At 66.3% G+C, this 26,138-nt stretch carries 29 protein-coding genes and 2 pseudogenes; 7 read left to right on the top strand and 24 right to left on the bottom strand.

The window, feature by feature from the left end; genetic code table 11:
- Positions 1-17 precede the first annotated feature (17 nt).
- Positions 18-860, top strand: a complete 843-nt coding sequence (locus C8K36_RS14805; protein ID WP_107985277.1) for an HpcH/HpaI aldolase/citrate lyase family protein — start codon at positions 18-20, stop codon at positions 858-860.
- Between the two features lie 3 nt (positions 861-863).
- Here C8K36_RS14805 and C8K36_RS14800 read toward each other — a convergent pair whose 3' ends face one another.
- The 7 genes from C8K36_RS14800 to rpsB form a co-directional block, all read right to left on the bottom strand.
- A complete protein-coding gene (locus C8K36_RS14800; RefSeq protein ID WP_107985276.1) occupies positions 864-2,156 on the bottom strand; it encodes a lipase family protein in 1,293 nt (430 codons plus the stop codon).
- Positions 2,157-2,216: 60 nt separating this feature from the next.
- Positions 2,217-2,951 carry a class I SAM-dependent methyltransferase gene (locus C8K36_RS14795; protein ID WP_107985275.1) on the bottom strand — a complete coding sequence of 245 codons (735 nt, stop codon included), beginning with the start codon at positions 2,949-2,951 and terminating at the stop codon, positions 2,217-2,219.
- Positions 2,948-3,817 (bottom strand): phosphatidate cytidylyltransferase, encoded by an 870-nt coding sequence (locus tag C8K36_RS14790; RefSeq protein ID WP_107985274.1) that lies wholly within the window; start codon positions 3,815-3,817, stop codon positions 2,948-2,950. The genes C8K36_RS14795 and C8K36_RS14790 overlap by 4 nt, the downstream gene beginning before the upstream one ends.
- Before the next feature lie 2 nt (positions 3,818-3,819).
- The gene (gene frr, locus C8K36_RS14785) at positions 3,820-4,377 is read right to left on the bottom strand and encodes a ribosome recycling factor (protein WP_107985273.1); all 558 of its coding nucleotides are present in this window, start codon (positions 4,375-4,377) and stop codon (positions 3,820-3,822) included.
- Between the two features lie 67 nt (positions 4,378-4,444).
- Positions 4,445-5,173 carry a UMP kinase gene (pyrH, locus tag C8K36_RS14780; protein WP_107985272.1) on the bottom strand — a complete coding sequence of 243 codons (729 nt, stop codon included), beginning with the start codon at positions 5,171-5,173 and terminating at the stop codon, positions 4,445-4,447.
- Positions 5,174-5,449: 276 nt separating this feature from the next.
- Positions 5,450-6,274 (bottom strand): translation elongation factor Ts, encoded by an 825-nt coding sequence (gene tsf, locus C8K36_RS14775; protein WP_107985271.1) that lies wholly within the window; start codon positions 6,272-6,274, stop codon positions 5,450-5,452.
- Between the two features lie 108 nt (positions 6,275-6,382).
- The gene (gene rpsB / locus C8K36_RS14770) at positions 6,383-7,279 is read right to left on the bottom strand and encodes a 30S ribosomal protein S2 (RefSeq protein WP_107985270.1); all 897 of its coding nucleotides are present in this window, start codon (positions 7,277-7,279) and stop codon (positions 6,383-6,385) included.
- Between the two features lie 325 nt (positions 7,280-7,604).
- Here rpsB and C8K36_RS14765 point away from each other — a divergent pair, with 325 nt between their 5' ends.
- The gene (locus C8K36_RS14765) at positions 7,605-8,183 is read left to right on the top strand and encodes a M23 family metallopeptidase (protein ID WP_107985512.1); all 579 of its coding nucleotides are present in this window, start codon (positions 7,605-7,607) and stop codon (positions 8,181-8,183) included.
- Here C8K36_RS14765 and C8K36_RS14760 read toward each other — a convergent pair.
- Positions 8,168-9,109, bottom strand: coding sequence for a tyrosine recombinase XerC (locus C8K36_RS14760; protein ID WP_107985511.1), 942 nt, complete (start codon positions 9,107-9,109; stop codon positions 8,168-8,170). The genes C8K36_RS14765 and C8K36_RS14760 overlap by 16 nt on opposite strands.
- Positions 9,110-9,194: 85 nt before the next feature.
- Here C8K36_RS14760 and C8K36_RS14755 point away from each other — a divergent pair, with 85 nt between their 5' ends.
- Entirely contained in the window at positions 9,195-10,376 is a 1,182-nt protein-coding gene (locus C8K36_RS14755) for a multidrug effflux MFS transporter (RefSeq protein ID WP_107985269.1), read from the top strand.
- Here the strand turns inward: C8K36_RS14755 and C8K36_RS14750 are convergent.
- Both C8K36_RS14750 and C8K36_RS14745 read right to left on the bottom strand, forming a co-directional pair.
- Positions 10,366-11,145, bottom strand: coding sequence for a siderophore-interacting protein (locus tag C8K36_RS14750; protein ID WP_107985268.1), 780 nt, complete (start codon positions 11,143-11,145; stop codon positions 10,366-10,368). The two genes, C8K36_RS14755 and C8K36_RS14750, sit on opposite strands and share 11 nt — an antisense overlap.
- 77 nt (positions 11,146-11,222) lie before the next feature.
- Positions 11,223-12,356 carry a GIY-YIG nuclease family protein gene (locus tag C8K36_RS14745; protein ID WP_107985267.1) on the bottom strand — a complete coding sequence of 378 codons (1,134 nt, stop codon included), beginning with the start codon at positions 12,354-12,356 and terminating at the stop codon, positions 11,223-11,225.
- 152 nt (positions 12,357-12,508) lie between these two features.
- On the opposite strand from C8K36_RS14745, the gene hadA reads away from it, so the two are divergent.
- Positions 12,509-13,042, top strand: a complete 534-nt coding sequence (gene hadA / locus C8K36_RS14740; RefSeq protein ID WP_107985266.1) for a (3R)-hydroxyacyl-ACP dehydratase subunit HadA — start codon at positions 12,509-12,511, stop codon at positions 13,040-13,042.
- A gap of 1 nt (position 13,043) precedes the next feature.
- Here the strand turns inward: hadA and C8K36_RS14735 are convergent.
- A pseudogene (locus C8K36_RS14735) lies at positions 13,044-13,547 on the bottom strand (DNA-processing protein DprA); the annotation flags it as partial.
- A gap of 983 nt (positions 13,548-14,530) precedes the next feature.
- Between C8K36_RS14735 and C8K36_RS24840 the strand changes: the two are divergent.
- The gene (locus C8K36_RS24840; protein ID WP_181319597.1) at positions 14,531-14,680 is read left to right on the top strand and encodes a hypothetical protein; all 150 of its coding nucleotides are present in this window, start codon (positions 14,531-14,533) and stop codon (positions 14,678-14,680) included.
- A 199-nt stretch (positions 14,681-14,879) separates the two neighbouring features.
- Here the strand turns inward: C8K36_RS24840 and C8K36_RS14730 are convergent, their stop codons facing one another.
- From C8K36_RS14730 to C8K36_RS14720, 4 genes are read right to left on the bottom strand one after another with little or no spacing between them, the layout of a single operon-like run.
- On the bottom strand, positions 14,880-15,221 hold the full coding sequence (locus tag C8K36_RS14730; protein ID WP_107985265.1) for a hypothetical protein: 342 nt from the start codon (positions 15,219-15,221) through the stop codon (positions 14,880-14,882).
- Positions 15,222-15,223: 2 nt separating this feature from the next.
- Positions 15,224-15,625 carry a Gp19/Gp15/Gp42 family protein gene (locus C8K36_RS14725; protein WP_107985264.1) on the bottom strand — a complete coding sequence of 134 codons (402 nt, stop codon included), beginning with the start codon at positions 15,623-15,625 and terminating at the stop codon, positions 15,224-15,226.
- Positions 15,606-15,938, bottom strand: coding sequence for a hypothetical protein (locus C8K36_RS24565; RefSeq protein ID WP_146176498.1), 333 nt, complete (start codon positions 15,936-15,938; stop codon positions 15,606-15,608). The genes C8K36_RS14725 and C8K36_RS24565 overlap by 20 nt, the downstream gene beginning before the upstream one ends.
- Complete coding sequence (locus C8K36_RS14720) at positions 15,938-16,234, bottom strand: hypothetical protein (RefSeq protein ID WP_107985263.1); 297 nt, start codon at positions 16,232-16,234, stop codon at positions 15,938-15,940. Before C8K36_RS14720 ends, C8K36_RS24565 begins: the two co-directional genes overlap by 1 nt.
- A gap of 666 nt (positions 16,235-16,900) precedes the next feature.
- Here C8K36_RS14720 and C8K36_RS24560 point away from each other — a divergent pair.
- Positions 16,901-17,245 carry a hypothetical protein gene (locus C8K36_RS24560; RefSeq protein WP_146176497.1) on the top strand — a complete coding sequence of 115 codons (345 nt, stop codon included), beginning with the start codon at positions 16,901-16,903 and terminating at the stop codon, positions 17,243-17,245.
- A 49-nt stretch (positions 17,246-17,294) separates the two neighbouring features.
- Here the strand turns inward: C8K36_RS24560 and C8K36_RS14710 are convergent, their stop codons facing one another.
- From C8K36_RS14710 to C8K36_RS14695, 5 genes are all read right to left on the bottom strand, one after another.
- Complete coding sequence (locus C8K36_RS14710) at positions 17,295-18,122, bottom strand: phage major capsid protein (RefSeq protein WP_107985261.1); 828 nt, start codon at positions 18,120-18,122, stop codon at positions 17,295-17,297.
- A 238-nt stretch (positions 18,123-18,360) separates the two neighbouring features.
- Positions 18,361-18,816 carry a hypothetical protein gene (locus C8K36_RS14705; protein ID WP_107985260.1) on the bottom strand — a complete coding sequence of 152 codons (456 nt, stop codon included), beginning with the start codon at positions 18,814-18,816 and terminating at the stop codon, positions 18,361-18,363.
- A gap of 102 nt (positions 18,817-18,918) precedes the next feature.
- Positions 18,919-19,716: a helix-turn-helix domain-containing protein gene (locus C8K36_RS25455; RefSeq protein WP_420910900.1), complete on the bottom strand. Its 798-nt coding sequence runs from the start codon at positions 19,714-19,716 to the stop codon at positions 18,919-18,921.
- Positions 19,717-19,792: 76 nt separating this feature from the next.
- Positions 19,793-19,930 (bottom strand): hypothetical protein, encoded by a 138-nt coding sequence (locus tag C8K36_RS24835; protein WP_181319565.1) that lies wholly within the window; start codon positions 19,928-19,930, stop codon positions 19,793-19,795.
- 597 nt (positions 19,931-20,527) lie between these two features.
- The gene (locus C8K36_RS14695; protein ID WP_107985258.1) at positions 20,528-20,995 is read right to left on the bottom strand and encodes a hypothetical protein; all 468 of its coding nucleotides are present in this window, start codon (positions 20,993-20,995) and stop codon (positions 20,528-20,530) included.
- Between the two features lie 145 nt (positions 20,996-21,140).
- On the opposite strand from C8K36_RS14695, the gene C8K36_RS14690 reads away from it, so the two are divergent.
- A complete protein-coding gene (locus C8K36_RS14690) occupies positions 21,141-21,698 on the top strand; it encodes a hypothetical protein (RefSeq protein ID WP_107985257.1) in 558 nt (185 codons plus the stop codon).
- 159 nt (positions 21,699-21,857) lie between these two features.
- Here the strand turns inward: C8K36_RS14690 and C8K36_RS14685 are convergent, their stop codons facing one another.
- From C8K36_RS14685 to C8K36_RS14670, 4 genes and pseudogenes are all read right to left on the bottom strand, one after another.
- The gene (locus C8K36_RS14685) at positions 21,858-23,573 is read right to left on the bottom strand and encodes a recombinase family protein (protein ID WP_107985256.1); all 1,716 of its coding nucleotides are present in this window, start codon (positions 23,571-23,573) and stop codon (positions 21,858-21,860) included.
- Positions 23,574-23,595: 22 nt separating this feature from the next.
- Positions 23,596-24,225: pseudogene (locus C8K36_RS14680) on the bottom strand (DNA-processing protein DprA); the annotation flags it as partial.
- Positions 24,222-25,730, bottom strand: coding sequence for a YifB family Mg chelatase-like AAA ATPase (locus C8K36_RS14675; protein ID WP_107985255.1), 1,509 nt, complete (start codon positions 25,728-25,730; stop codon positions 24,222-24,224). The pseudogene C8K36_RS14680 and the gene C8K36_RS14675, both read right to left, overlap by 4 nt.
- Positions 25,730-26,086 (bottom strand): YraN family protein, encoded by a 357-nt coding sequence (locus C8K36_RS14670; protein WP_107985254.1) that lies wholly within the window; start codon positions 26,084-26,086, stop codon positions 25,730-25,732. The genes C8K36_RS14675 and C8K36_RS14670 overlap by 1 nt, the downstream gene beginning before the upstream one ends.
- Between the last annotated feature and the right edge of the window lie 52 nt (positions 26,087-26,138).

The raw sequence follows: 26,138 nt of genomic DNA, 5'->3' as shown, positions 1-26,138 counted from the left end.
CGACGAGGAGCCGCCCCGTGACCGTTCACACGCAGCCGTCCGGCCGCGCCGGCATCGATCCCGATCTGGCCCGCTCGTGGCTCCTCACGGCAGCCACCAGACCCGACAGCTTCGTGCGCCCCGGGCACGCCGACGCCATGATCCTGGACCTCGAGGACGCCGTCACACCCGATCACAAGCCGGCCGCGCGGGCCGCGGTGACCGAGTGGCTCACCGGCGGAGGCGACGGGTGGGTGCGCATCAACGACGCCACGACCCCGTTCTGGGCTGACGACCTCGAGACGCTCGCCGAACTCCCCGGGCTGTCCGGTGTCATGCTCGCGAAGACCGAGAGCGGCGGGCAGGTGGAAGCAACCCGCGAACGGCTGCCGGACGGCACCCGGATCATCACGTTGATCGAGTCGGCAGCGGGCCTGGAGGCAGCGCCGGAGATTGCCCGCGCGGACGGCACGTTCCGTCTCGCGTTCGGCAGCGGCGACTTCCGCCGCGACACCGGGATGAGCGACGACGTGCTCGCCATGGCCTATCCGCGCTCTCGGCTCGTGATCGCGAGCCGCGCGGCCCGCCTCGCGGGCGGCCCGATCGACGGCCCGACAGTGTCCGCGAACGACACCATCCTGCAACGCGACTGCGAAGCGACGGCGTCACTCGGCCTCACCGGCAAACTGTGCCTGCACTCCGACCAGGCGCAGACGGTGAATCGCACGCTGAGCCCGAGTCCCCACGACATCGCCTGGGCGCACGACGTGATCGCCGAACTGGGCACCGACGGTGAACGAGTGCGGGACGGCAGTGACCTGCCCCGGCTCGCCAAAGCCAAGAAGCTCACGCACCTCGCCGAGGTGTTCGGCCTCGCCTGACGGTCACCTGGCGCAGTTCGACGGCGCCGGCACACCGTTGAATCGATCCGTCATCCAATCCAGCGCGGACGGCAGACCCGACATCATCGGCAACCCGTGGCCGACGACGAAGCCCGGGGCGATCGGCGGGATCTCCTCGGTGCGGAATTCCACCGTCGCCCCCTGTCCGCACCAGTCTCCGGCCAACTGCGCGGCCTGCGCGTGCGGAATGAGGTCGTCGTTGCGTCCCTGCACGATCAGCACGGGGCTGTGCGGCACCGACCGTCCGATCCGCTGCTCGTCGACGACCGCCCGGACCGCCGGCAATCCGTCGATGAGTTCGGCGATCGAGCGTCCGTCGTTCGTCCACTCCGCGGTCCGGTGCAGCCCGTATCGCGCGATGGTCTCCGGCACGCACTGGGTCGCGATGGCGTCCAGCGCCTGCCGGCCCGTCGGGTTGAGGGCGCCGTCGATCTCGGCGCGGGCCTCCGGATAGCCGGCGTAGATGCTGTTGACGGCGTAGCCGAGCAACCCCGCCGCGAGACCACCATCGAGGGCCGCGGCGACCTTCCGCAGATCGGCAGGCGGGCCGCCCGCATAGGTACCGCGGACATTCAGATCGGGCGCATACGACGTCTGCATCTCCGCCGCCGAGGCTGCCGCGCCGCCGCCCTGCGAGTAGCCCCACAAGCCGATCGGGCTGTCGGCCGCGATCCGACTGTCAGGCAACGCCTTCACAGCCCGGGCGGCGTCGAGAATCGTCTGGCCCTGTGCGCGCCGGTCGGTGTAGCTGTGCATGCCCGCAGTCCCGAGGCCCTGATAGTCGGCGACCACGACGTCGACGCCGCGCGAGAGCAGCGCGTGCACCTGAAGCAGCTCGTACTCCACCGCGAAGTCGAGCGGGACGTTGTAGTGGACGATGTCCGAGAACAGCTTCGACGGCGCGCACTGGTCACCCTGCCCCTGTGTGCCGGGCGCGAGGACGACGAGCGGGCGCGCACCGGCGCCCGTCCAGGGCAGACTCGCGTCGAAGTACGTCGCGGTGGCCACCGTCGCCGCACCGTGAGCATCCGTCGTGCGGTACATCATTCGGTTCGCGCCCGACGGCCACGGACCCTGCTGATTCGGGATCGACAGCAGCGGAGCGTACGGGGCCGAGCGCACGATGCTGCCCGACTCACCCGAGAGTCCCTCCGCCGGAACCTGGTAGAAGTCCGCAGGTGCGGGCGCGGCCTCCGCCACACCTACCGCCGTCGCGGCCGCCAGGCACCCACCCAATATCACTGCCGTCCGACGAAAGCCCCGCAGAATGCGCATGTGACTCACCCCACACGATGACAGCAGCCGTTGTCAATACTCTGAGTAACACTTACCTGTTCAGAGGATCAGCCCCGTCGGCACGGATCGGGTATGGATGCGGTAGCCGACCTCGAGACCCAGACCCGCGGTCTCCGCGAAAGCACGGGCGGCCGTGCGTTCGGTGAATTCGATTCCCAGGACCGCGCGCAGGCCGTCCCGATTCTCGAACTCCCAGCGCGTCCGAACGCGATGCATCGCGAATCCCTGTGCCTCGAAGAACGACTCGACAGCGCGCGGATCGTAGTGCGCAAGATCGGCACGCATCCAGTCGCCGTACGGCGAAACGGTGGCGTCGAGATCGACGATCGCGAGCACTCCCCCGGGCCGCAGCACCCGCATCGCCTCGAGGATGCCCGGGCCGCACCCGGGCCCGAAGAAGTACGCGGTACGCGCGTGGACGACGTCGACGGACGCGTCGGGAAGGGGCAGCGACTCGGCAGACCCGTGCAGCACGGTGATCGCGCTGTGCCCCTCCACACGGGCGCGGGCAGCTGCCACGAGGGGAGGATGAGGCTCGACGCCCACCACCGAACGTGCGGCGGCGGCGAAGACCGGCAGATGGAACCCGGCACCGCAACCGACGTCGAGAACGTCGCGCCCACCCCAGCCTGCCAGCTCGGCGAGGGCCGTGAACACCACACCGTCGACGTCCTGGGCTCGGTTCTCGATCTCATAGATGTCCGGCCAGTGCCAGATGTTCGGGCTCGGGATGGGACCCCGAGCCCGACCACGGCCGGAACGGATGAGGCTCACACCAGAACGGTGAGGACGAGCCAGGTGACGAAGGCGGACGGCAGAAGCGAGTCGAGCCGGTCCATGATGCCGCCGTGGCCGGGCAGCAGCGTACCCATGTCCTTGATCCCCAGCTCACGCTTGACCTGGGACTCGATGAGATCGCCCAGCGTCGCGGTGAACACCAATGCGACGCCGAGGAGCGCGCCGACCAGTGGGTTCGCATCCAGGATGAACGTCACCGTCAGAACGCCACCGACGATGCAGAACGCGAGCGAGCCCGCGAAGCCCTCCCAGGACTTCTTGGGGCTGATCGCCGGCACCATCGGATGCTTGCCGAAGAACACCCCCGCGACGTAGCCACCGACGTCGGAGCAGACCACGACGATCATGAGACAGAGCACACGGGCGGCGCCGTCGTCCTGCAGCACCATCAGCGTGGCAAACGACGCGAGCAGCGGGATCCAGGCCGTTACGAACACAGCGACCGCCGTGTCGCGCAAGAAATTGCGCGGGGTGGCGGCAAGCCCGTGATCGAACAGACGCCACACCATCGTCACCAGCACCGTGCCGGCGAACGCACCCAGCACGCCGGTCGTGCCGTACGGCCAGCTCAACCAGATGACGGCTTGGCCGCCGACCAGCAGGGGAATGATCGGGACGTTGATGTCGGCCTCGCGCAGGCGCTTGGCGACCTCCCAGGTCGCGACCGCCATGGCGACCGCAACGACGCCGATCCACACGAGAGGCGCGTAGATCAGGATCACGATCAACGCGACGCCGAGGCCACCGCCGACGGCGATCGCGGCAGGAAGGTTACGTCCGGCCTTGGAGGGTGCCGCGGCCGGACCCGGCGACGCTACGGGGGCGCCGTCAGCTTTCCCCACCGCTAAACCTCCATCAATTCGGCTTCCTTGTGCTTCACCAGCTCGTCGATCTGGCTGACGTAGCGCGCGGTGGTCTTGTCGAGTTCCTTCTCGGCGCGCCCGACCTCGTCCTCGCCGGCCTCGCCGTCCTTCTGGATGCGCGACAGTTCGTCCATCGTCTTGCGTCGGACGTTGCGGATCGAGACCTTGGCGTCCTCGCCCTTGCCCTTGGCCTGCTTCACGAACTCGCGGCGGCGCTCCTCGGTGAGCTGCGGGATCGAGATGCGGATGATGCTGCCGTCGTTGCTGGGATTGAGACCCAGGTCGGAGTTGCGGATCGCGTTCTCGATCGGTCCGAGCTGCGAAGCCTCGTAGGGCTTGATGATGACCATCCGCGCCTCGGGCACGTTGATGCCCGCCAGCTGCGTGATGGGCGTCATCGAGCCGTAGTACTCGACGACGATGCGGTTGAACATGCCCGGGTTGGCGCGACCGGTCCGGATGGACCCGAGGTCGTCCTTCGCAACCGTGATGGCCTTTTCCATCTTCTCCTCGGCCTCGAAGAGAGCTTCATCAATCACGGCTGTTCCTCCGTCTCGTATCCATCGCGGTCACGTGCGTTGCGATCCATGATCACATTGCGCGTCGTCATGACTTGACCAGTGTTCCGATCTTCTCACCGGACACCGCACGAGCGATGTTGCCCTGCGTGAGGAGGTTGAACACCATGATCGGCATCTGATTGTCCATGCACAGGCTGAACGCTGTCGCATCCGCGACCTTCAGGCCCTTTTCGATCACCTCACGATGGGTGATCTCGGAGTACATCGTGGCGTCGGGATCCAGGCGCGGATCGGCCGAATAGACGCCGTCGACGGACTTGGCCATCAGGACCACCTCGGCGCCGATCTCGAGGGCGCGCTGCGCAGCCGTGGTGTCGGTCGAGAAATACGGCATACCCATGCCGGCGCCGAAGATCACGACGCGCCCCTTCTCCAGGTGGCGGCTGGCCCGCAGCGGCAGGTACGGCTCGGCGACCTGACCCATCGTGATGGCAGTCTGCACGCGGGTGTCCACACCCTGCTTCTCCAGGAAGTCCTGCAGTGCAAGGCAGTTCATGACCGTTCCGAGCATGCCCATGTAGTCCGAGCGGGCCCGGTCGAGGCCGCGCTGCTGCAGCTCGGCACCGCGGAAGAAGTTGCCGCCGCCGATCACCACCGCTACCTGCACGCCCGAGCGGACGACCTCGGCGATCTGCGCGGCAACGGTCGTCACCACGTCAGGATCGAGCCCCACCCCGCCGCCGCCGAACATTTCGCCGCCGAGCTTGAGAAGCACACGTCGGAATCCAGGACGTTCGTCGGCTGGTGCGGTCATAATTCTCCCTCGGTTCTGCAGGTCATGCGTCTATGAGTACTACGAAATACTGCGGTTTCCCGCTGGGCGGGGCGCGATGTCGTCGGGCCGAGCCTCACGAGCCGTCCGACGTCGCGGACTCTCTCATCCTGCCTCATCGACCGCGAATCGCCCCAGTTGACCCCACCCGTTGCACACGTCGGCCCCGCACGGATCGAGTGGGTCGCGATCACCGGTCCCCGTGGGAACCGACGACCACGACCACTCGACCGGCGGGGCCGATGTGTGGAAGTGCGACTAGCTGGCGCCGACCTCGAACCGCGCGAAGCGGGTGATCGTGACGCCGGCCTCGTCCAGGATGGCCTTGACGGTCTTCTTGGAGTCGGTGACCGAGGACTGCTCGGTCAGGACGACGTCCTTGTAGTAGCCGTTGACGCGACCCTCGACGATCTTCGGGAGCGCAGCCTCGGGCTTGCCCTCCTCCTTGGCCGTCTGCTCGGCGATACGACGCTCGGCCTCGACGATGTCCGCGGGGACCTCGTCGCGAGTGACGTACTTGGCCTTGAGCGCAGCGACCTGCATCGCGGCGGCGCGAGCTGCATCGGCCGCAGCCTCGCCCTCACCGGTGTACTCGACGAGCACGCCGACGCCCGGGGGCAGATCGGAGGCGCGCTTGTGCAGGTAAGTCGCGACCGGGCCGTCGAAGGAGACGACACGACGCAGCTCGAGCTTCTCGCCGATCTTGGCGGAGAGCTCCTGGACCAGGGCGTCGACAGTCTTGCCGTCGACGTCGACAGCCTTGAGAGCCTCGAGGTCGGCCGGCTTTGCGGCGGCGGCAGCAGCGACGACCTTGTCGGCCAGCTCCTGGAACTCCGCGTTCTTCGCGACGAAGTCGGTCTCGGCGTTGATCTCGACCATGACGCCGTCCTTGGCCGCAACCAGGCCCTCGGCCGTGGTGCGCTCGGCGCGCTTGCCCACGTCCTTGGCACCCTTGATGCGAAGCAGCTCGACAGCCTTGTCGAAGTCGCCGTCGGTCTCGGTGAGCGCGTTCTTGCAGTCCATCATGCCGGAGCCGGTGAGCTCACGGAGCCGCTTGACGTCGGCGGCGGTGTAGTTCGCCATGGGGCGATCCTCCTCGGATGAGTTACGGATGCCTGACTCGAGCGGTGCCAGGCAAAAGCAGCGGCGTGAAACGGCCCCGACCAGGTTCTCTGGTCGGGGCCGAATCAACTAGGCCTGCTGCTCGGCGTCCGCGATGTCCGCGGGAGCCTCGGCGAGCTTGGAGTCGGCCTCGGCGACAGCCTCACGGGGAGACTCGGGGCCACCCTCGGTGATGACGTCGGCGGCCGGAGCTGCCTGCGACAGGAGCTCCTGCTCCCACTCCGCGAGCGGCTCGCCCGTGCCTGCTTCCGGCTTCGCGTCCTTGTCAGCGCTGGCACCGGCGCGGGCCTGCAGGCCCTCGGCGACAGCGGAGGCCACGACCTTGGTCAGCAGCGCCGCGCTACGGATCGCATCGTCGTTACCCGGGATCGGGTAGTCGACGAGGTCGGGGTCGCAGTTGGTGTCCAGGATCGCGATGACCGGGATGTTCAGCTTGCGCGCCTCGCCGACGGCGATGTGCTCCTTGTTGGTGTCGACGACCCAGATGGCCGACGGAACCTTGGCCATGTCGCGGATGCCGCCGAGGGTGCGGTCGAGCTTGGTCATCTCACGCGTAAGCATGAGGATTTCCTTCTTGGTGCGACCCTCGAAGCCACCGGTCTGCTCCATCGCCTCGAGCTCCTTCAGGCGCTGCAGGCGCTTGTGGACGGTCGAGAAGTTGGTGAGCATGCCGCCGAGCCAACGCTGGTTGACGTAGGGCATTCCGACGCGAGTGGCCTCACCCGCGACAGACTCCTGCGCCTGCTTCTTGGTACCGACGAACAGGATCGTGCCACCGTGGGCAACGGTCTGCTTGACGAATTCGTACGCCTTGTCGATGTACGTCAGCGTCTGCTGCAAGTCGATGATGTAGATGCCGTTGCGGTCGGTGAAGATGAATCGCTTCATCTTCGGGTTCCAACGGCGGGTCTGGTGCCCGAAGTGTGCGCCGCTGTCGAGCAGCTGCCTCATGGTCACAACAGCCATGGCTGTGTACCTCTTCTTTCAAGTGCCGGTTGTCGCAGGGATCGGTGATCCCTGCCCTGGCGCCCGCCCGATGTCGGACCTGCACGAATGCTGGACCAGCCGACAGCCGGATATGTGCGCGGGCGCGCGAAGTCGGACTGTGCGAGCACAGACCGCTCGACAAGTGTACGGCGTCGCCCCTGCGAGACCTAACCCGCTCGTCCAGGGCCACCCGCCGCAGGTCAGCGCACCCGTCGAACCCCGAAATCTGTGGATGAACGATTCGTCCATCCACAATCCGGTCCGCGACCGCCCCAACCGCCGTCGCGTGAGCTTGGCTCGTCTCATGAACAACACGAGAGCCGGACGCGCCTTGGTCGGCGTCACGCTCGCACTGATGCTGAGCCCGGCCACATCGCCCCCGTCGACAGCCGCACCGACCGCCGCACCAGCCGCCGCACCGGCGACAGCTGCGGTGCCCGACCAGGGTCGCCCGCAATTCGACTGGCCGTTACGCCCCCGTCCGCAGATCGCACGGCCGTTCGACAGGCCGGAACGCAACTGGCTGGCCGGGCACCGCGGCGTCGACCTCGCGGCGGCACCGGGCCAGCCCGTGCTCGCTGCGGGAGCGGGCATCGTCGTGTTCGCCGGCACGGTCGCGGGCAAGCCCGTCGTCTCGGTCGACCATGCCGATGGGCTGCGCACCACCTACGAACCCGTCGACGCAGCGGTCACTGCGGGCCGACGCGTGGAGCGCGGAACCGTCCTCGGCACCGTCGTGTCGGGGCACCCCGAGTGCGCCGCGGCGGCGTGCCTGCACTGGGGGCTGCGACGCGATCGCGAATATCTCGACCCACTGCCGTTGGTGCGAGCCGTGCCCATACGGCTGCTACCGACCGGAGACGCCGGTCAGGCCCGCGGGTGAGCTTGGTCGTGCACCGCTCGCAGTCGCGCCACGGAAACGTGCGTGTAGAGCTGGGTCGTGGCGAGGCTCGAATGACCGAGCAACTCCTGGACCACACGCAGGTCCGCGCCTCCTTCGAGGAGGTGGGTGGCAGCCGAGTGCCGTAAACCGTGCGGGGCCAGATCCGGAGCGCCGGGAACCGCCTGCACTACATCGTGCACCACCTCGCGCGCCTGTCGCTGGTCGAGCCGTCCGCCCCGACGTCCGAGTAGCAGCGCCTCACCCGAACGTTCGCTTTCCAGATGCGGTCGCCCGGCACGTAGCCACACACCGATCGCTTCCTCGGCGGGCCTGCCGAACGGAACCACCCGCTCCTTGTCACCCTTGCCCAGCACCCGCAGCACACGCCGATCGTGGTCGATGTCGCCGACGTCCAGTCCGCACAGCTCCCCGACGCGAATACCGGTCGAGTACAGCAACTCGACGATCAGCCGGTCGCGCAGAGCCACGGGATCCTGCTGGGCGGCACCGGATTCGGCGGCCACCATCGCCTCGGCGGCCTGCTCCTGCCGCAACACCGGCGGCAGTGTCCGGTGCGCCTTCGGGGCCACGAGGCGAACACTCGGGTCGACCGGCATCCGTCCGGTGCGCTCGGCCCACGCCGTGAACCCCTTCGCCGACGACGTCCGTCGCGCGAGCGTCGTCCGAGCGGTGCCCGACGCGGCCTGGCCCGCGAGCCAGGCCCGCAGCACCCTCAGATCGAGATCTGCCAGAACCGCATTCGCCCGGCCTGCCGCAAGGTGGCCGAGGAGACTGGCGACGTCCGCCCGATACGCGCGCACCGTGTGCTCCGACCGCCCCCTCTCGAGGCGCAGGAACTCGTCGTAGTCGTCGAGGTGCACCTGCAGCATCGGGGGCAGTGGGGTGCGCGGCGACCGGGATTCCATGCCGTCCACGGTCGCCGCGACCGACCGAATTCGCAAGTGCGCACGCCGGTAGGGTTCTCGCGTGAAACGAGCGATTCCCCTCCCCATGCTGTGCGTTCTGGCCCTTCTCTCGGCAATCGCTCCCCTCGCCACCGACATGTATCTGCCGGCGCTGCCATCGATGACCGGCAGCCTCGGCACGTCCGACACGAGTGTGCAGCTCACGCTCGCCACCTTCATGGCGGGTCTCGGCGTGGGTCAGCTGATCATCGGACCGCTGTCCGACGGCCTCGGTCGGCGCAAGCTGCTGATCCTCGGCACGGTGCTGTGTGCGATCAGCGGTGTGCTGTGCGCGATCGCCCCCACCATCGAAATCCTCATCGCCGCCCGCCTGCTGCAGGGTTTCAGTGGCGGTGCGGGAATCGTGTTGGCGCGTGCGGTGATCGCGGACCGCGCGAAGGGTGACGTGGCGGCCAGGCTGTTCAGCATCATGATGATCATCGGCGGGGTCGCCCCCGTCGTCGCGCCCCTGATGGGCGGGGCCCTGCTGGGCCCGATCGGGTGGCGCGGCATCTTCTGGGTCCTCGCCGGAGCCTCTATCGTGATGCTTCTGGGTGTGCTGTTCCTCGTGCCGGAGACGCTGCCGAAGGAGCGCCGCCACGGCGGGGGGCTGACGGCACTCGCCCGGAACGTGAAGTACGTCGTGGGCAACCGCGTCTACGTTGGCTACGCGTTGACGTTCGCGTTCGGGTTCGGGGCGTTGTTCTCGTACATCTCGGCGTCGTCGTTCGTCGTCCAGGAAGTGATGGGTCTGTCCCCCGGCCAGTTCTCGATCGTGTTCGCGGTCAATTCGGCCGGGATCGTCGCGGGCAGCATCGTCAACACCAAGCTCATCGGGACGTACCAGGCTCGACAACTCCTGACCTTCGGCGTCGCCCTGTTGCTCGCCTCGGGCGTACTCCTCCTGCTCGCCACCACAATCGGCGACACCCGCATCTGGCTGGTTCTCCCCACGCTGTTCGGCGTGGTCACCAGCATCGGCTTCATCATGGGCAACGCCACAGCCCTGGCGCAGGGCCAGGTTCCGGATGCGGCCGGCACCGGATCGGCACTGATGGGCGCGTGCCAATTCGGGCTCGCCGCTGTCGTATCTCCACTGGTGGGAATCGGCGGCACCGCATTGCCGATGGCGATCGCGATCGTCGCCTCGGGCACGGTCGCGATGACGGCGCTGAAGATCCTGGCCCGCAGTCCGCAGACCACGGGCCCGGAGACGATCAGTTCGTAGTTGCCTCGACTGCCGCCAGTTCCGATTTCCACACGCGGAAGCCTTCTTCGGTGCGACCGCGACGCCAGTAACCGGAAATCGAGGCCGACGCGGCGGGCACTCCGCGCTCCTTGCGGATGTACGGGCGCAGGCCATGCATCACGGCCTCGGCCTCGCCGTGCACGAAGACGTGGACATCGCCCGGCAGCCACTCCGCCGCCCGCACCGCGGCCACCAACGGGGAATTCACACCGCTGAGGTCGTCGCCCGCCGTATCGGCGGTGGCGCCGCGGTGGATCCACGCGATCTCCACTCCAGGGCCGGCCGGCAACTCGATCTCGTCGTCCGCGCCCGCAACCTCGATGAACACCTTTGCCACCGCATCAGGCGCCAATGCCTCGACGGCCGTCGAGATCGCTGGAAGGGCGGACTCGTCGCCCGCGATGAGATGCCAGTCGGCATCCGCCCGCGGCGCATACGCCCCACCGGGGCCGCGCACGGTCACCGTCGCACCGGGTTGCACTGTCGCGGCCCACGGCCCGGCAACCCCCTCGTCTCCGTGGACGACGAAGTCGACCGCGATCTCCCGAGCGACGGGATCCACGGATCGGACCGTGTACGTCCGGAGCACGGTGTCGTCACCCGACTCGAACTCGATCTTGACGTAGGAGTCGGTGAGAACGGAGGGCTCGAAGGAGTCGAACCCCGGATCACCCAGCACAACTCGCACCATGTGTGGCGTAACCCGCTCGGTGCGTACCACTGTCAACGTCGACGTATTTCGTGCCACTTCAACACTCCTCGAAAACAAAGACAGCCCATAGTTAGCGTTACCTAACCATAGACTGTCTTCGGGAGTCCTGAGGGTCAGCGCTTGTGAGGACGCGCCGTCGTCATTCGCTGAACCCAGCCGTGCGCGGGCCACGCCTTGAGCCCCGCCCGATCCGGCGTAACCCGGGTGCCGACGAACGCGGCCTCGAGTTCAGGATCCGGCTCACCGGTGAACCGGAACTGCTGATCGGCGTTCGGCCCCACCTGACTCCACGAACCAACTCGATAAACCGCACGAACAATGTTGTCGGCGAACACGATCACCGGCAGGCCCGCGATATTCCGCGCGGTCGCGCTCGCAGGCCACGGACACCGGGCCGCTTCGTACACTTCCTCGGCAGACAGCGACTGATCAGCGGCCGCCGAAACCCGCACCAGCGCGCCCGGCACCGGCAGGTCCGGCGCAGGCAGAGCCGAGTACTGGACCGCCAGTTCCTCCACCGTCATCGCCCGCCGTTCGAGGTCGGCAGGCTCGCCCACCAAGTTGGTCAGAACGGTACGACCGGAACCTCGCTCGAGCAGTCGGAGCGCATCGGTGACGACATGAATGGCCTCGCGCGCCTCGGCCGTCGCGTCATGGGCTGCCTCGATCCGATGCCGCAGCACGACGTGGTCCACGGAATGACCGGCAGCGTAGATGTCGCGGATGCGCTGGATCCATGCCTTGCGCGCCTCCTCCCGATCCGGCTCGCCGACCGACTCTGCATCGAGGGTGCCGGCCTCCCCCAGCGCATCCCAGTCGTGTGAGTAGATCTTGTTGCCGCGGCCGACACCCACATAGAAGATCGATTTGTCCCGCGGGTCGCGCAGCGCATAGACGTACAGGCCGAGATTCTCGACCACCCGGGCCGGGAGCGGATTCGGCGCCGGCTTGCGCTCGCGCGGTTCGGCAGTGATCACCCGCATCACCGCCAGACGCAGGGCGTCGGAGATCATCACCCCGCCGACGGCCTGCCCCTCGAACAGGACACCGGAGGCGTCCCGTACCGAGCTGAACGTCCGTCCCGCGTTCTTTCCGAGTGATCCCACCACTGCGGCGAACTCCGCCAGACGCACCTTGGGATCGCTGACCGCTCCCCGCCCCTCGTCGTTCGTGAGGAAGTCGCGGATCCCCGGCGCCGCCAGCAGCACACGGGTGATGTCATCGGGAACGGTCCAGACGGTAGCCATGACGCGACTTTAGGCGATCACCGCACCCGGTGCGGCATGCCTTGCTGTCCACTGGACGACGGCATGTTTCCCGCGGGAAACGATTTGTCGTAACCGGCGCGATCTCTGTCCGATTTCGGCCGCCGGCGCCGATCGTAAGTCACACTCGACGAGTGACCCGATCCGCGGAACCAACGGAAGACCGCGCCACTCGCGCCCAGCGATTGGTCGGCTTCAGCTACCGCATGCCCGACTACTACGAGGTCGGCAGGGAGAAGGTGCGGGAGTACGCGATCGCAGTGCAGAACGACCATCCCGCACACTACGACGAGCAAGCAGCACGCGATCTGGGTCATCCCGCGCTCATCGCGCCCCTCACCTTCGTCTCGGTCATCGGCGCGATTGCACAGAAGTTCTTGCTCGAGCAGATCATCACCGGATTCGATCTGAGCCAGATCCTTCAGACCGACCAGCGGCTGATCTTCCATCGGCCGATGCGGGCGGGCGACCGGTTGTCGGTGGATGTCTCCCTGGAATCGTTCCGGCAGACCGCGGGCACCGACATCATCGTCACGAAGAATCTCGTCACCGACGACACCGGCGAACCGGTCATCACCACCTTGACCACGCTCGTCGGTCGCGCCGGGGGCGACGAGGATCCGGAGCGAATCGCGCGCATCAAGGACGTCATGATGCGCGAGGCGTGAATCACCTCGCACGAAACCATCCCGACTCGTCCGACCCCACGAACCCCTCCAGCTCGAGTATCGGCAGGACCGCCCGCACCCGATCGATCGGCAGTCCGGATTCCTCCGACAGCTCGCGGGTGGCTCGCGTACCGCTGGCGGGCAGTGCCTCGTAGACCGTCGCACTGTCACCCGACAACGCGTCCAGCGAACGTGCAGGGCCGCTGTCGTCGCCATCCACCCCGATCGGGCCCGCCTCCTCCACGACATCGGCCGCGCTTGCGACCAAGCGCGCTTCACCCACTCGGATCATCCGATGGCAGCCGGTGGACGCCGCCGACGTCACCGGCCCCGGTACGGCGAGCACCGGACGTCCCAGCCGCCGACCCCACGTCGCCGTGTTCCGCGCGCCGCTGCGCCACCCCGCCTCGACCACCACCACCGCCTCGGACAACCCGGCCACCAGACGGTTTCGGGCCAGGAATCGGTATCGCGCAGGCGTCGTCCCAGGCGGATACTCGATGATTCCCATTTAACTCCAAATGGGGACGATCCCCGTAGGTGCTACCAACACCGATCGGGGATCTTGGTCACGACGGAATGAAGGTCCGTAATGAACTCCCGCAGCATAGCTGTATCCACCGTCACCTGTGAGGTTGAGACCTTGCATCCCGCACGCCGCGCGCTCGGGACCACCTCCCTCTCACGCGTTCCCCGACACATCACCAGCTAACGACCCGTTCCGCCTTCCAGGGCGCAATCCCTGGGGGCGCGGTGCGGGCCGTTGGCCTGCCGTCGTTCAAAGCGCCGCTCGACGAGAACCAGCGGCACCCGGTGTTCTTCATCCCGCCAACCGGGGCGGGCGCTCTCAGCATGGTGCAGTCCTGGCCAGGACATGCTGAGGGTTCGCGACAGCCTGTTTCCATTGTGGGAGCGGGCTATTCGTCGTGGCCTGACGCGATGCGGGGATGCGGTTCGTGGGAAAATTTCGGGGTGGGGGTTTCGACACCGGCACCCTTGGGTGCTCCGCTCGGGCAGGGGGACAGCGCCCCCAGGGCTCCACATCATCGTCGGCGGCTCACCGTGCCCAACGCTCGAGTGGAGACGTCCTCCTGCGCGAAGTTACGGCAGTTCGACAACCGATCGCACGCTGCCAACTTGTTCGGTCCAGCTAGGCGATGAACGCGGGCGCAAGTCAGGCCACCAGGCGATTTGTGACCTGGGTCACGCCGACCGGGGCCCGCACGTGAGGTGCCGACCTGGGAATATCAACCGTGTCACTCACAAGATCTCGGGTTGTACTTTTCTGTCGGCCACAAGGTGTAGATTCGGTAACAGCCGGAACACGACAAGGCCCCGACATCGGGGTTAGGTCCCCGAGCCGGGTGCGCTTGACTGCATTTTCCAGGATGCCTTTCGAGCGTAACTCAGGCTAGCTGGCCCTTCTAGATGGGGTGGCCAGTTTCACGGGATCGTTCTTGAACCGCCCCGGCGGAAATGGAGGCGGCCATGAGCCGCGTTCGCCACACCAACATCACCCGCAGGACTGGCACCGCTCGTGTGCCGATCAAGATCACGCGTGGTGGAACGACGATCACCAAGACCGTGCCGATGAAGATCAACACGGTCACCCGCACCACGACGATTCGGGGGCTGTGACCGTGGCTAAGTCGAGCGGCTCCGGTAAGGCGCGCAGCGCAATCACCGGACGGTACGTGACCAAGAAGCACGCGGCTTCTCACCCCAAGACGACCGTCGTCGAGGGCAAGAAGAAGTAGTGAACGACGCTGGGGGCCGCCACCGCGCGGCCTCCAGCGATCGCCCAGGTGCAGTCGGCACCTGCGAGTCCTCGAGGTCGTCACTTGCGGAGCATGACGTATTCGGCTCGTGCCGTACGCGGCGAGCCGTTGAAGATCGAGGGCTCCCCGTCGATGACGTACCGCTTGCCGCGCCACTCGACGGCGGACTGGGCACCGAGCAGGCTGGGGTATCCGACCAGCCTCAGCTTGTACTTGGTCGTGGTCTCGAACCCGATGTTCTGAGACTCAAAGTTGGCTGCCATCAGGTTGATCGGCTGGACAACAGCCTTGACCAGGATACCGACCTTGCTCGGTCGGGTGAGCTTGTTCCCGTCCTCGTCGATGATGACTTCCTCGGGGAAGACCTTCACGGTCTCGGTTCCACGATTGAGAAGACTCATGATCAGCCACCCGCCCCGAACATCGGGCGGTGCGCCGGGGCAACGAGATTCGGCACGATTATGTGCATCTTGCTCGGGCGGATCCCGAGCGTCTGCCACTCCTCCGGGAGGATCTGCAGCTTGCCGGATGCGGTCTCACGGTCGAGCTGGTAGCCGTACGTGCCGTCCGTCTCGGAGAATAGCCCCTCAGGGTTGCGGACGACACGCAGGACGGCCTCGGCCTCGATGTCGACCACGTCGGCGCGGTCGATGGATCCTGCAGTGATCTGGTCGGCCAGATCCGGGATCCGGCGAATGATCATGCGCTCGACCTGTTCGAGTCGGCGGTTGACCATCCCGGTCTCTTCGGGCGTCAGCGCCCGACCGAGTACGGCCTGGACATCTTCAGCGATTGCGTAGGGCATGCGGTGCTCCTTGGTTGTGTGCGGAGGGGCCTGCCTGCTTTTGGCCGGCCTCGAGGGCGATCCGGTAGAACTCAGCAGCCGAGAGACCGGCTGCGGTCATCACTGCAGAGGCCTGAACCTGGCCCTGACCTGGTGCTGCATGGTCGAGCCAGTCGGCGACGTGGCCCCGCAGCGCCTGGTACTCGCTGGGGGTACCCACACCCTCGAGCGACCGGAGATCGTCCGGCAGACGGGCAGCCAGAGCCTCGGGGCTCGAGCCGGTCGGCTTGCGGTTGCGTCGCCTGGTCGGCGACATCCCAGAACCTCTGGGCATCAGTCCTCCTCGGGAGGTGCGAAGTTGAGTCGGGCGAGTAGCTGGGCGAGTAACGCCCGCTGGAACCGGACCTCTGAGATCAGTGGATGAATGACCATCTGGCCTGCGGAGCCTCGGACGGTCAGCGGCTGATCGGCAGTCGCACGGTCCAGCTCGGCGATGGTGTCGGACACCCGGCAGGCGTGGGCGAGGATCTCGAGCTTGGCGGGCTCGTTGTCCAGCTCGTACTCGTCCAGGACGGTTCTCCAGAGTTTCTGGCCTGCCGACCCGAAACCCTTCGGCATTCGTGGCCGCATAGGCGTTTCAACTCCTTTATCTGAATGGGGAAATTGCCCTTGAACAGGGCATCTGGTGAAAAATCGGGTTCTGAAAGCCGCACAAGATGTGGCGGCCGCATAACGTCCCGGTCGAGAGGGATGCCGGGGGGAGCCCCCCTGGGGTGCCATTAGGTCGGTCCATTACTTCTGCGCCGTATGGCGGATATCGAGTACTGCAATCAGTGCAATTCGGCATTTCCGCACGCACAGTCGGCGAGTGCAGTATTCGATTCCATGCAGTCGGCGTGCGAGAAGTGGTGAGGTCGGTGTACCGTGAGGTCGGTGTACACCGACGGCGCAGAATCGGAGTCACAATGCTAGGTCAAAAGGCGGGCCGGCTAGGGGTGGGGAACGCAAGCGGCGACGACAACACCTACCAGCACTCGATGACAATCCAGGTCAGAAACCGTGATACGTTCGCGGATATCGCGCTTGGGGCTGTCACATCTGGTGACGAATCGGACTACGCAGGGGCGTCCTGTTTTATTTATCAAATTGTTAGCGACAATGGGGTTGAGAATGTTCAAACGCCAATGCTGTCCGCTTTTCGGAAGAATATGACGAGCATTACATTCGCTGTCGCGACCTTCAATGGCTACACGAGGGCTCGATGGATGCTGAGCTTCTGGTCCTGAAGGGATAGTCATGCATATTTCTTTTAGTGATTCCATCGAATCGACCCAGCCTCAAGATGAAGAAGACATGCGAAGCCGCACGTTTGTTGTCTACGACGCAAACACTGGAAACGTGATTCACGTGCACCGCTGCTTCGGCGATGAACAGTTTGTGGAAGACGACGCTCACCAGCGCACGGCGATGCAATTTGCTAGCACTAAAGGGAAGGTTGAAGACCTGCGCGTCGTACCGGTGGGGAGCGAACTCGACCTTCGCGGAGAAGTTGCGTTGCACGTCGATTTAAGTTCTGGCCGAGTGGTGGCCACGAAGGCAAAGATGAGACCGGTGCTACACAATTCGGAACAGAATGAATAGGTGAAGGGAAGCCCCCGGCGTTGCTGCCGGGGGCTTCGTGCTTAATTCGTCAGGCGGCGGGGTGCAGGCGCACGATGCCAGCGGGGTTCGCGAAGCCGAAGCCGACTCGGGAGACGGCGCGGATCTGGGTTGCATCCGAGCCGAACGCTGCATCCTTCGACTGCGAGACCGTGGTGCCACGACGGCGCACGGTCATGACCTGCGAAGAGTCGAGCGCCCAGGCGTTGCCGGCCGAGACTGCAGGCGAGACCAGAGCGATCAGACCAGCGAGCTTGATTCCGTCGTCGACGGTCTCGAGCAGGCCCAGGTTCGAGCCGGCGCCGGTCTTCGCCTTCGACAGCGCCAGTGCCACATCCGGGGCCAGGACGATGTGGCTCAGCTCGGCACCGTTCGCCATCGCCTGAGACTTCGCATCGTGGACGTAATCGAGCGTGGTCCAACCGGCACCGGTGTCGACCACCTGGACACCGGCGACCGAGAGCAGGCCCGACGGGCCGTTGGTCACGGTGTTGCCGAAGAACGCAGCGTCGATCTTCTTGCCGATGTCGCGGGCCAGCGCCTTGCCGATCTGGGCGGCAATCGCCGGATCGGTATCGTCCACAGCCTCGTTCGAGACCTGGGTCAGACCGGCGACCTTGGACGGGATCACGACGATCTCGTTGGTCTCCGGGTCGACCAGGGTGATCGGGGTGTTCTCCTCGTACCAGCCGGTCTCGGGATCCGAGAGCAGCACCGGGAAACGAACCTGATGCTTGTCGGTGTTGACGACGGTCGCGGCCTGGAAGGCCACCGACTTCGCGTCGACCTCGGTATCGATCAGCTTGCCGTAGTCCTCCGGGGTGAAGGCGTTAGCGAGGTTGTTGTTCAGAACTGCCATGGTGTTGTCCTTTCCGGGACATGAGAAAGGCCCCCAGCTCGATTGCCGGAGGCCTTGATAGGGGGTGGATCAGGAGACGGTCACGGACCGAATCCTCATGGGGCACAGCCCCTTGAGGTGAACGCTAGCCAGTCGCAGACTGTCTGCATATACAGCTATGCAGATAGCTGTATATCCATATATCCATATATCCATATATCCATATATCCATATATCCGTATATCTGTAGCGTTCGAAGTCATTGGAACAGTGCGCCCCACGACGGGGCCGACTGCTTCGGCTTGTTGCCCCCGGTGCCCTGCGAGGGATCGAACGCGGGGGCGTTCTTCCGCAGGCCGGGACGCTCGACCAGGACGGCAGTGACATCCGCTGCCACTCGGGCCGGGTCGACGTTGCCGTCGTCGTCGAGGTAGTCGACTGGTCCGTTGCCGGACAGCGTGAACACATCCGAGGCATGCGCCAGGCCTGCGTCAGCAGCCAGTCGCTCGATCTCCGCTCGCTGCAGTCGCTCGATGCGAGCCTGTGCGGCGGTCAGCGCCTCGCGGGCAGCGTTGCGTTCGACCCGGTAGCGGGCCTCTTTGCTGGTGCGCTGAGCACTGTTATCGGCGTCGGGGGTACCCGAGGTGCCCGAACCGGCAGAAACTCCGTCAGCGTGGCCCTCAAGGCCGGGAACATCGGTCTGATTTTCTTCCATGTCTTCATCTCTCCTCTGGTGTTGTCGCTGCCGGGGTCCGGGCAGCACAAAGGCCACGACATCGGTCGTGGCCCTCTCGGCGTGATGTGCAGTTGAATCAGGTCATCCCAGGTCCGCCATGCGATTGGCGAACGATCGCTGTCGCTTACGTCCCGCCGTCCTTCGAGTGGACGGCGGCTCTTCGTAGTGAAAGTTGGGCACAGATGGCACGGCACGCTCCTCTCGTGCGTGTCCTTCAGCTCGCCATGCGGACTCGCCCGCGAACGGGTCGGGGAACCCGTTCGACGAATGCAGGCCTTCAGGCCGGTTCTCCTCCGGTGCCTCGGGGGCACCAGCAGATGCAGGTTCCATATGGGAGGGGCCTCCCCGGCCCCGACCACCTGCAGTTGCGTCTGTACCCGCAACCGCAAGAGTCCGGCTCACAAGGCCGGTCTCGTCCTGATCAGTACTTGCACTACTGGAGTGCACTTCTGGGTGCACTCCTGATTCCACTTCTATGGTGCTGGTGTTGTCCGCACCGTCCGTGATGGTGGTACCAGCACCCCCGTGCGGGTGTGGCCCGCACGTCTGGTCAGAAGGTGCGGGTGTGGCCCGCACGTCCGGGGCAGCCCGCAGCCCGCGAATCTCCTCCGACGTGAATCGTCGATTCGTCATCTGTACGTGCCAACGTTCCCACGCAGTGCGAGGCTTGCCGCTCGGGCCGATCTTGTTGTGAACCTCACGGACGAGCCAGCCGTGCTCTTCTAGTTCGGCGAGGGCCTTGCCTACGGTGCCTCGATCCATGCCGAGGGCCACCGCCACCGCTGAGGCCGACTGCTGCCACTTCTCGTCATGCGACCAGACGTACATCGCCACCGACCGGGCGAGATACGAGAGCTTGCCATCGCGGGCAAGCTCCATCGGCACGGATGCGTACAACTGGCCTCCACCGGGGCCGTGAGCCCCGAGCTTGCCGTGGTGCCGGACCAGGTTTCGACTAGGCATTGCGGCCGGCCTCGGTCAGATCCTCCATCTGAGCGCGAAGGTTCACGTTCTCGACGCGGTACCGGGCAGACTCGGCCCGGAGCTCGCGGATGTGGATCTGCCAAGACCTCGGCAAGTCGTTCAACTTCATGGATTCCTCCATCTAGGTGGGTGGTGGTAGACCGGCATCTGGCCGGTCTTTGTGGGGTGTAGCTCAGGCCTGGCCGGCCTGGGCCTTCAAGGTCCGCAGCGCATCGCGGCAGCGAGCGCTGTAACGCTGCTGAGCTTCGCGGCTGCAGTGGATGCAGGTCCGGCCATCTGGCCGGTAGTCCTCGGGGCCACGGTGTGGGTGGCGAGTACAGCGATGGGCGGGCATGACGCCACCTCCTTGGGTTCGAGTAGGGCTATCGGGTGTGGGCCGAGAAAAACCCCGGCCTGCCATGACCAAGCAGGCCGGGGAATCTCGGTTCCTCTTTCAAGAGCGGGACTGGCAGCCAGCCGTCCCTTATCCGCTGGCAAGGATCAGCGGCTTCCGAGAGCAAGCAGCCTCGGGAAGTTCTGGCGGTCGGCGAAGGAGAAAGGCCTACACCGACCGACCTCCGACGAGTTGGGGACTCGTCGGGATGCGAACGAGCACCGACCCCACCGGTGCTCAAGCTCGCACGTTCAAGGGATGCCTTCTCTCCCTTTCGATTACTCAGTACATATTCGGAACACGTTCTCCGCCTGCAGCTTCCAGTGATCTTGCTCACGCAAGGTAGTGGCTACTCGGCGCAGTGGCGTACCACCCGCCCCCCGACTTGCGGGCTACATACGAATCAGACCCAGGCTGACCTTCGCTTCTGCGCTTGCGTAGCGCCCGCATCCGCTCAGCTGCACCGGCATCGTGCGCCGCGCGCCGCTTCTCGTTGCACTCGGTGCAGTACTTCGGCCACCGGGCGGTGTTGGTGCTTCCGTCCTTCTTGTGCGAGATCTTCCGCCGGGTGTGGACGAGCCCGCCGCATTCGGCGCACGGGCCGTAGTAGACGCGGAAACCCCAGAACTGGACCCACGCTCCGCCGGTTGATTTCACTTCCTGCCGGTACACGTGGTTCGGGTTCTCGCGTCGCCACCGGTCGACGTGGTTCGGCACGGCCTTGGCGGCCTGGTTGCCCAGCGGGCGGACGAACTTGATGCCCGATGCCGAGGTCTCGACCTCGCCGATGTTGTTGGTCAATTCTCGTGTTCTCTCCTCGGTTGTGGCAGCTCGTCCCGCTGCCGTGGGTTCGCCCGGGATCCGGGCTGCCGTAGTTGCCGACTCCCAGAATGTATGGTGTGTCTAACCGGTCTGTCAAACACGTTAACCGTGCTAGTGTGGCGGGATGGCGAACTGGCAGGTGGATCACGACAGCAGGTTCTCGGTGGAGATTGATATCGGCCCGAACGACGAATGGGTCGCGGCGATGCAGTGGCCCGAGGGCGAGACGCAGGGCGGGCCAGCCATGTTGGTGATTTACCCCTCTGACCCCGACACGTGTCCGCCCGGCGGGCTTTCGCAGACGGTGCTGAGAGACGTGGACTTCAAGTACGCGCTGGAGCGACTGCGGGGGAAGCTGGCCGCCTCGAAACGCTGGCAACGAGCGCGGCAGGACACCGAGAGCAAGCTGACCGGGCTACTGGCCAGTCACGCGGCAAGTGGCGCGATCACGCCGGAGTACCTCGTACTTCTTTCGCGCGTCTACGTCGGCGTCGTCAACAACGGCCAGGACAAGCCGATGGAGCACCTCGCCTCACTCACCGGCAAGTCGGCGGCGGCGATCAAGAATCACCTGTGGCAAGCCACCAGAAAGGGGCTGCTGGAGAGGTCACCAGGGCGTGCCGGTGGCCACCTGACCGACAAGGGCACGGCGGTCCTGGTTCCACTCCTGGAGGGTGACTAGTCCGGGTACTCCTCGGATAGCCAGCGGTCCCGCAGGATCTCCAGTTCCCACAACAGGAAGTGTTCTCTCTCGTCGTCCATACGAGGTTGGACGCTGCGGAACGTTCCTCGGTTCCGGGGGTGCCTGGACCTGCCTGGTTTTGGCCGGCCTGGTGCCGAATCACTCCTCGGTGATGTCCAACGGCAGCTCGACCCGCTCGCCGGACTTCGAGACGGCCACAACCTTGCGGCCCCGGATCTCGATTCCGGCTATGCCGTGTTCGGCCATGTTGACGAACGCGTCGGTCATCGTCTCGATCGGTCCGACCGTCTGGAGTCCGGCCGACATCTTGTTCAGCGCGCCGAACTCAAGTCTGAATTTGAACTCCTCCCGAGTGTCGTACCAGGCCTCGACGCCCATCGTGCGGAGGTAGATGTTCCGCTCTGGCACCGACTGCCGACCCCACCAGTCGCGGAACGTCTCACCGGTCGGCTGCCAGGTCCAGCCAGCGGGCCGGGTCGTGGTTGCTGCTAGCTGGTCGTACAGCTTGGCGTCAGCATCGATCAGGGCAGCGAGCGTGGCACGCTGCGGAGTACCGGACTTGTATGCGCCGATGCCGAGCAGGCTTGTTCGATCGGCCAGCCTCGCCTCGACCTCGGCGAGTTCCTCGGCGGTGTCCTCGCCCGCATCCCAAACCCGTTGCAGCCGCTCGGAATCACCCATCAGCGCGAGTAGTTGATCCTCGACGGCGTCGTCCATAACGTGCTCCAGGACTGAGCCGTTGCCGCACTTGTTCGGCGTCTGGACCGTGCCGCACCGGTACCGGTTCGACCGGCCACCGTTGCCCTTGGCCCGGTACACCGGGCCACCGCACACCGAACAGAACAGCACCCGCAGAAGCAGCGAGTTCGTTCGCTTGTTGGGCTCTTTCCGAACCGCACGATGCTCCAGCTCGGCCCGTAGCCGCTCGAACAGCGGCTTGGTCAGGATCGGCTCGGCGCGCTGTACAGGCAGCCCATCGGAGCCGATAAGGATCTGATCGGGTCCGTACTCCTTCTCGCCTCGCTTGTTGACCACGGGCTTGCCTCGCGCGTCCAGCAACTGCTCGCGAGTGATCGCGTACCCGAGCATCGCCGGGGAGGTCAGCCGCCGCTTCAGTGAGTTTGAGTGCCACTGGAACCCCATGGGCTTCTGGCCCTTGTTGATGCGGAGCCGGTCCCGAGGCGTCAGCACTCCTCGGGCATTCAGGTCGTCGGAGATCCGGCGTAGAGGCTCGCCGTTCAGCACCCGCTCGGCGATCTCGCGGATGACCTGGGTCATCTCGGGGTCAGGAACGACCCGCCACCCGGTCCCGTCGGTCGTCTCCTTGGCCACGTACCCGAACGGCGGGGAGCCGCCGACGAACTTGCCCAACCGGATGTTGTGCTGGTGCGCCGACGAGGCGCGATCGCTGATCGCTTCCAGCTCCATCTCTGCGAACGACGCGACGAGCTGGGCGATTACTACGCCGATCGGCGTAGACAGGTCGAAATGCGACTCGGTCGCGGACACCATGTTGACGGCGTACTTCTCCGACCAGGTGATCATCTCGCCCAGGTGCCGAACTCGACGAACGAGCCGGTCCACCCGGTAGAACACGATCGCGTCGTACTCGTGGGCTCGGCCAGGGTCTCCCTCGCCGTCTCCGATCCACTTGGACAGAGACGGACGATCGAACGGAGAGGTGTTACCAGCCGAAACGTCCAGATCCTCGGCCACGCCTACGATGGACCAGCCGCGGGCCTCGCACAGCTTCTTACAGACTTCGAGCTGACGCTCGGGCGAGGTCGACTCATCGGTGAGTCTGGAAAGTCGAACCACGATCAATGCGCGTGTCGGCTTCTGTTGAGGACGCATGGTGTTAAAGTACCCGAATCGAGTACTCGCTGATCACTGCGCCGTCGCGTGCGATCTGCTGCAGGAGGCGACCATGTCCGGCCGGATACGCGCGGTCCACGCCACACGCCAGCACCGCCACGGTGAGCCCACCCGAGCCGAGTGCGGCCCGGTGTGCGGCGGCATCGATACCGAATGCCGCACCGGACACGATCGTCCACCCGTCCGCAGCGAGATCACCGGCGATCTCGGCGGTCACGTGCTCGCCGTACGAGCTCGCGGCGCGTGTGCCGACGACGGCCACCGACCTGGTCACCAATTCGTCCACCGACCGGCCCCCGAGCACCCACAGGGCGAGCGGTGCGCCGTCGTCGCGGCCGTCGCCGAGCCGGTCGAATCCGAGCAGCCGCCACCGCGGCCACTCGTCGTCGTCCGGTGTCACCAACCGGCCACCCAGTCCGGCAAGCAGATCCAGGTCGCGTGCCGCAGTGTCGATGTGCGCCCGGGCCGACGTTCGCCGGTCCAGGAAGCTCGACAGATCGCGTTCCCGCACCGCCCGTGCGGCATCGACCGGCCCCACCGCTGCGACGAGTTGCGCCAGCGGCGGGCACGAGCCCTGCACCACTTTGGACAGATACGCCCATGCCAGCAGCCGCGGATCGTGCCCCGTCACCCCACTCCCCTGTCCCGGAACTCGAGGGCCGTGGTGACCTGATCGGTTCCCGGAGCGTCCAGACCGGCCAGGTCCGCGAGGGTCCAGGCGACCCGGAGCGCACGGTCGGCGCCGCGGGCCGTCACCACACCCTTGCGGAGCAATCGTTCGAGCGGGGCCACCGCCTCACGTGGCAGCCGAAATCGTTGCCGCAATGCAGGTCCCGGCACCTCGGCATTGGTACGCCACCCGTACGGGCCCCAACGCTCGGTCGCCGCCGACCGCGCCGCCGACACGCGCCCCCGAACATCCTCCGTGCTCTCGCCCACCTCGTCCATCAGTGCGCCCGTCGCGACCGCCTTCATCCGGATCCTCAGGTCCACTCGATCGAGAAGCGGTCCGGACAGCCTGCCCAGGTAGCGACGTCGAATGGTCGGGGCGCACACGCAGTCGGTCTCCCTCGCCGGCGCGCACGGGCACGGATTCGCGGCAAGGATCAACTGGAATCTGGCCGGGTAGCAGGCAACTCCGTCGCGTCTCGCGATCCGGACCTCGCCATCCTCGAGCGGGGTCCGCAGCGCCTCGAGCGCCTTCGTACCCATCTCGGCACACTCGTCGAGAAACAGGATTCCGCGGTGCGCGCGGCTGACCGCACCGGGCTTGGCCATCCCGCTGCCCCCGCCGACGAGCGCGCTCACCGACGAGGTGTGGTGCGGCGCGATGAACGGCGCCTCGGTGATGAGCGGGCAATCGGACGTCAGCAGTCCGGCGACCGAGTGAATGGCCGTGACCTCCAGAGCCTCCCGTTCGGACAGCGGCGGCAGAATGCCCGGGAGTCGTTGTGCCAGCATCGTCTTTCCGATCCCGGGCGGCCCGGTCAGCATCAGATGGTGTGCGCCCGCGGCCGCGACCTCGATCGCCCACCGCGCATCCGGTTGACCCACCACCTCGCTGAGATCGCCTCGCGCCGATACGGTTCCCGCGTCGAAGGGCTCGGGCGCCGCCAATTCACCCTTGCCCTGCAGCCAGTCCGTGACCGCGGTCAGCCGGTCTGCGCCCAGCACCTCGATCCCGTCGACCAGGCCGGCCTCGGCCAGTGCCGGCATGGGCACCACTGCCGTCGACCAGCCCGCGTTCTTCGCGGCGAGCACCGCGGGCAGCACGCCGCGCACCGTCCGCAGACGCCCGTCGAGCGCCAATTCGCCCAACAGCACCGTGTGTTCGAGCCGTTTGCGCGGCACCTGACGTGCGGCGTCGAGGACTGCGCACGCGAGCGCCAGATCGTAGACACTGCCGACTTTGGGCAGGGTCGCCGGCGACAACGCAAGCGTCACCCGCGACTCCGGCCACTTCGCGCCCGAATTGGTGACCGCCGCGCGCACGCGGTCCCGAGACTCCTGCAGCGCCGTATCCGGGAGCCCGACGAGATGCACCCCCGGCAGCCCGCGCCCGATGTCCGCCTCGATCTCCACGATCTGCCCGTCGACACCGGTCACCGCGACCGAATGCGCGCGACCGAGTGCCATCAGAACACCGCCGTCAGGTGCGTGACCTCGGGCTCGCGGCGCCGATCGACCAGGACCGAGACGACGTCGAACCGCACATACGTCCAGTGCCGCTCCGATGCGGCCAGCCACCGCTGGGCGAGCATCCGGATGCGCCGCTGCTTGGCATACGTGACCGCCTCCGCAGGGCTGCCGAAGCCGAGGCCCGAGCGTGTCTTCACCTCCACGAACACCACCGTGTCGCCGTCCACCGCCACCAGATCCAACTCGCCGTGACGACACCGCCAGTTACGGTCGAGAATCTGCAGGCCCGCAGCGGTCAGCGCTGACGCCGCCAGTTCCTCCCCCATCGCGCCCAGCGCGAGATTGCGTCCCATCCGGGCATCCCCCTCACCCGGCCGGAACCTCCCGCCGGTGAGACCGACTGTG

The sequence above is a fragment of the Rhodococcus sp. OK519 genome (assembly GCF_003051005.1).
In the GTDB taxonomy this organism is placed as follows: domain Bacteria; phylum Actinomycetota; class Actinomycetes; order Mycobacteriales; family Mycobacteriaceae; genus Prescottella.
This window is presented reverse-complemented; position numbering and strand designations above follow the sequence as displayed.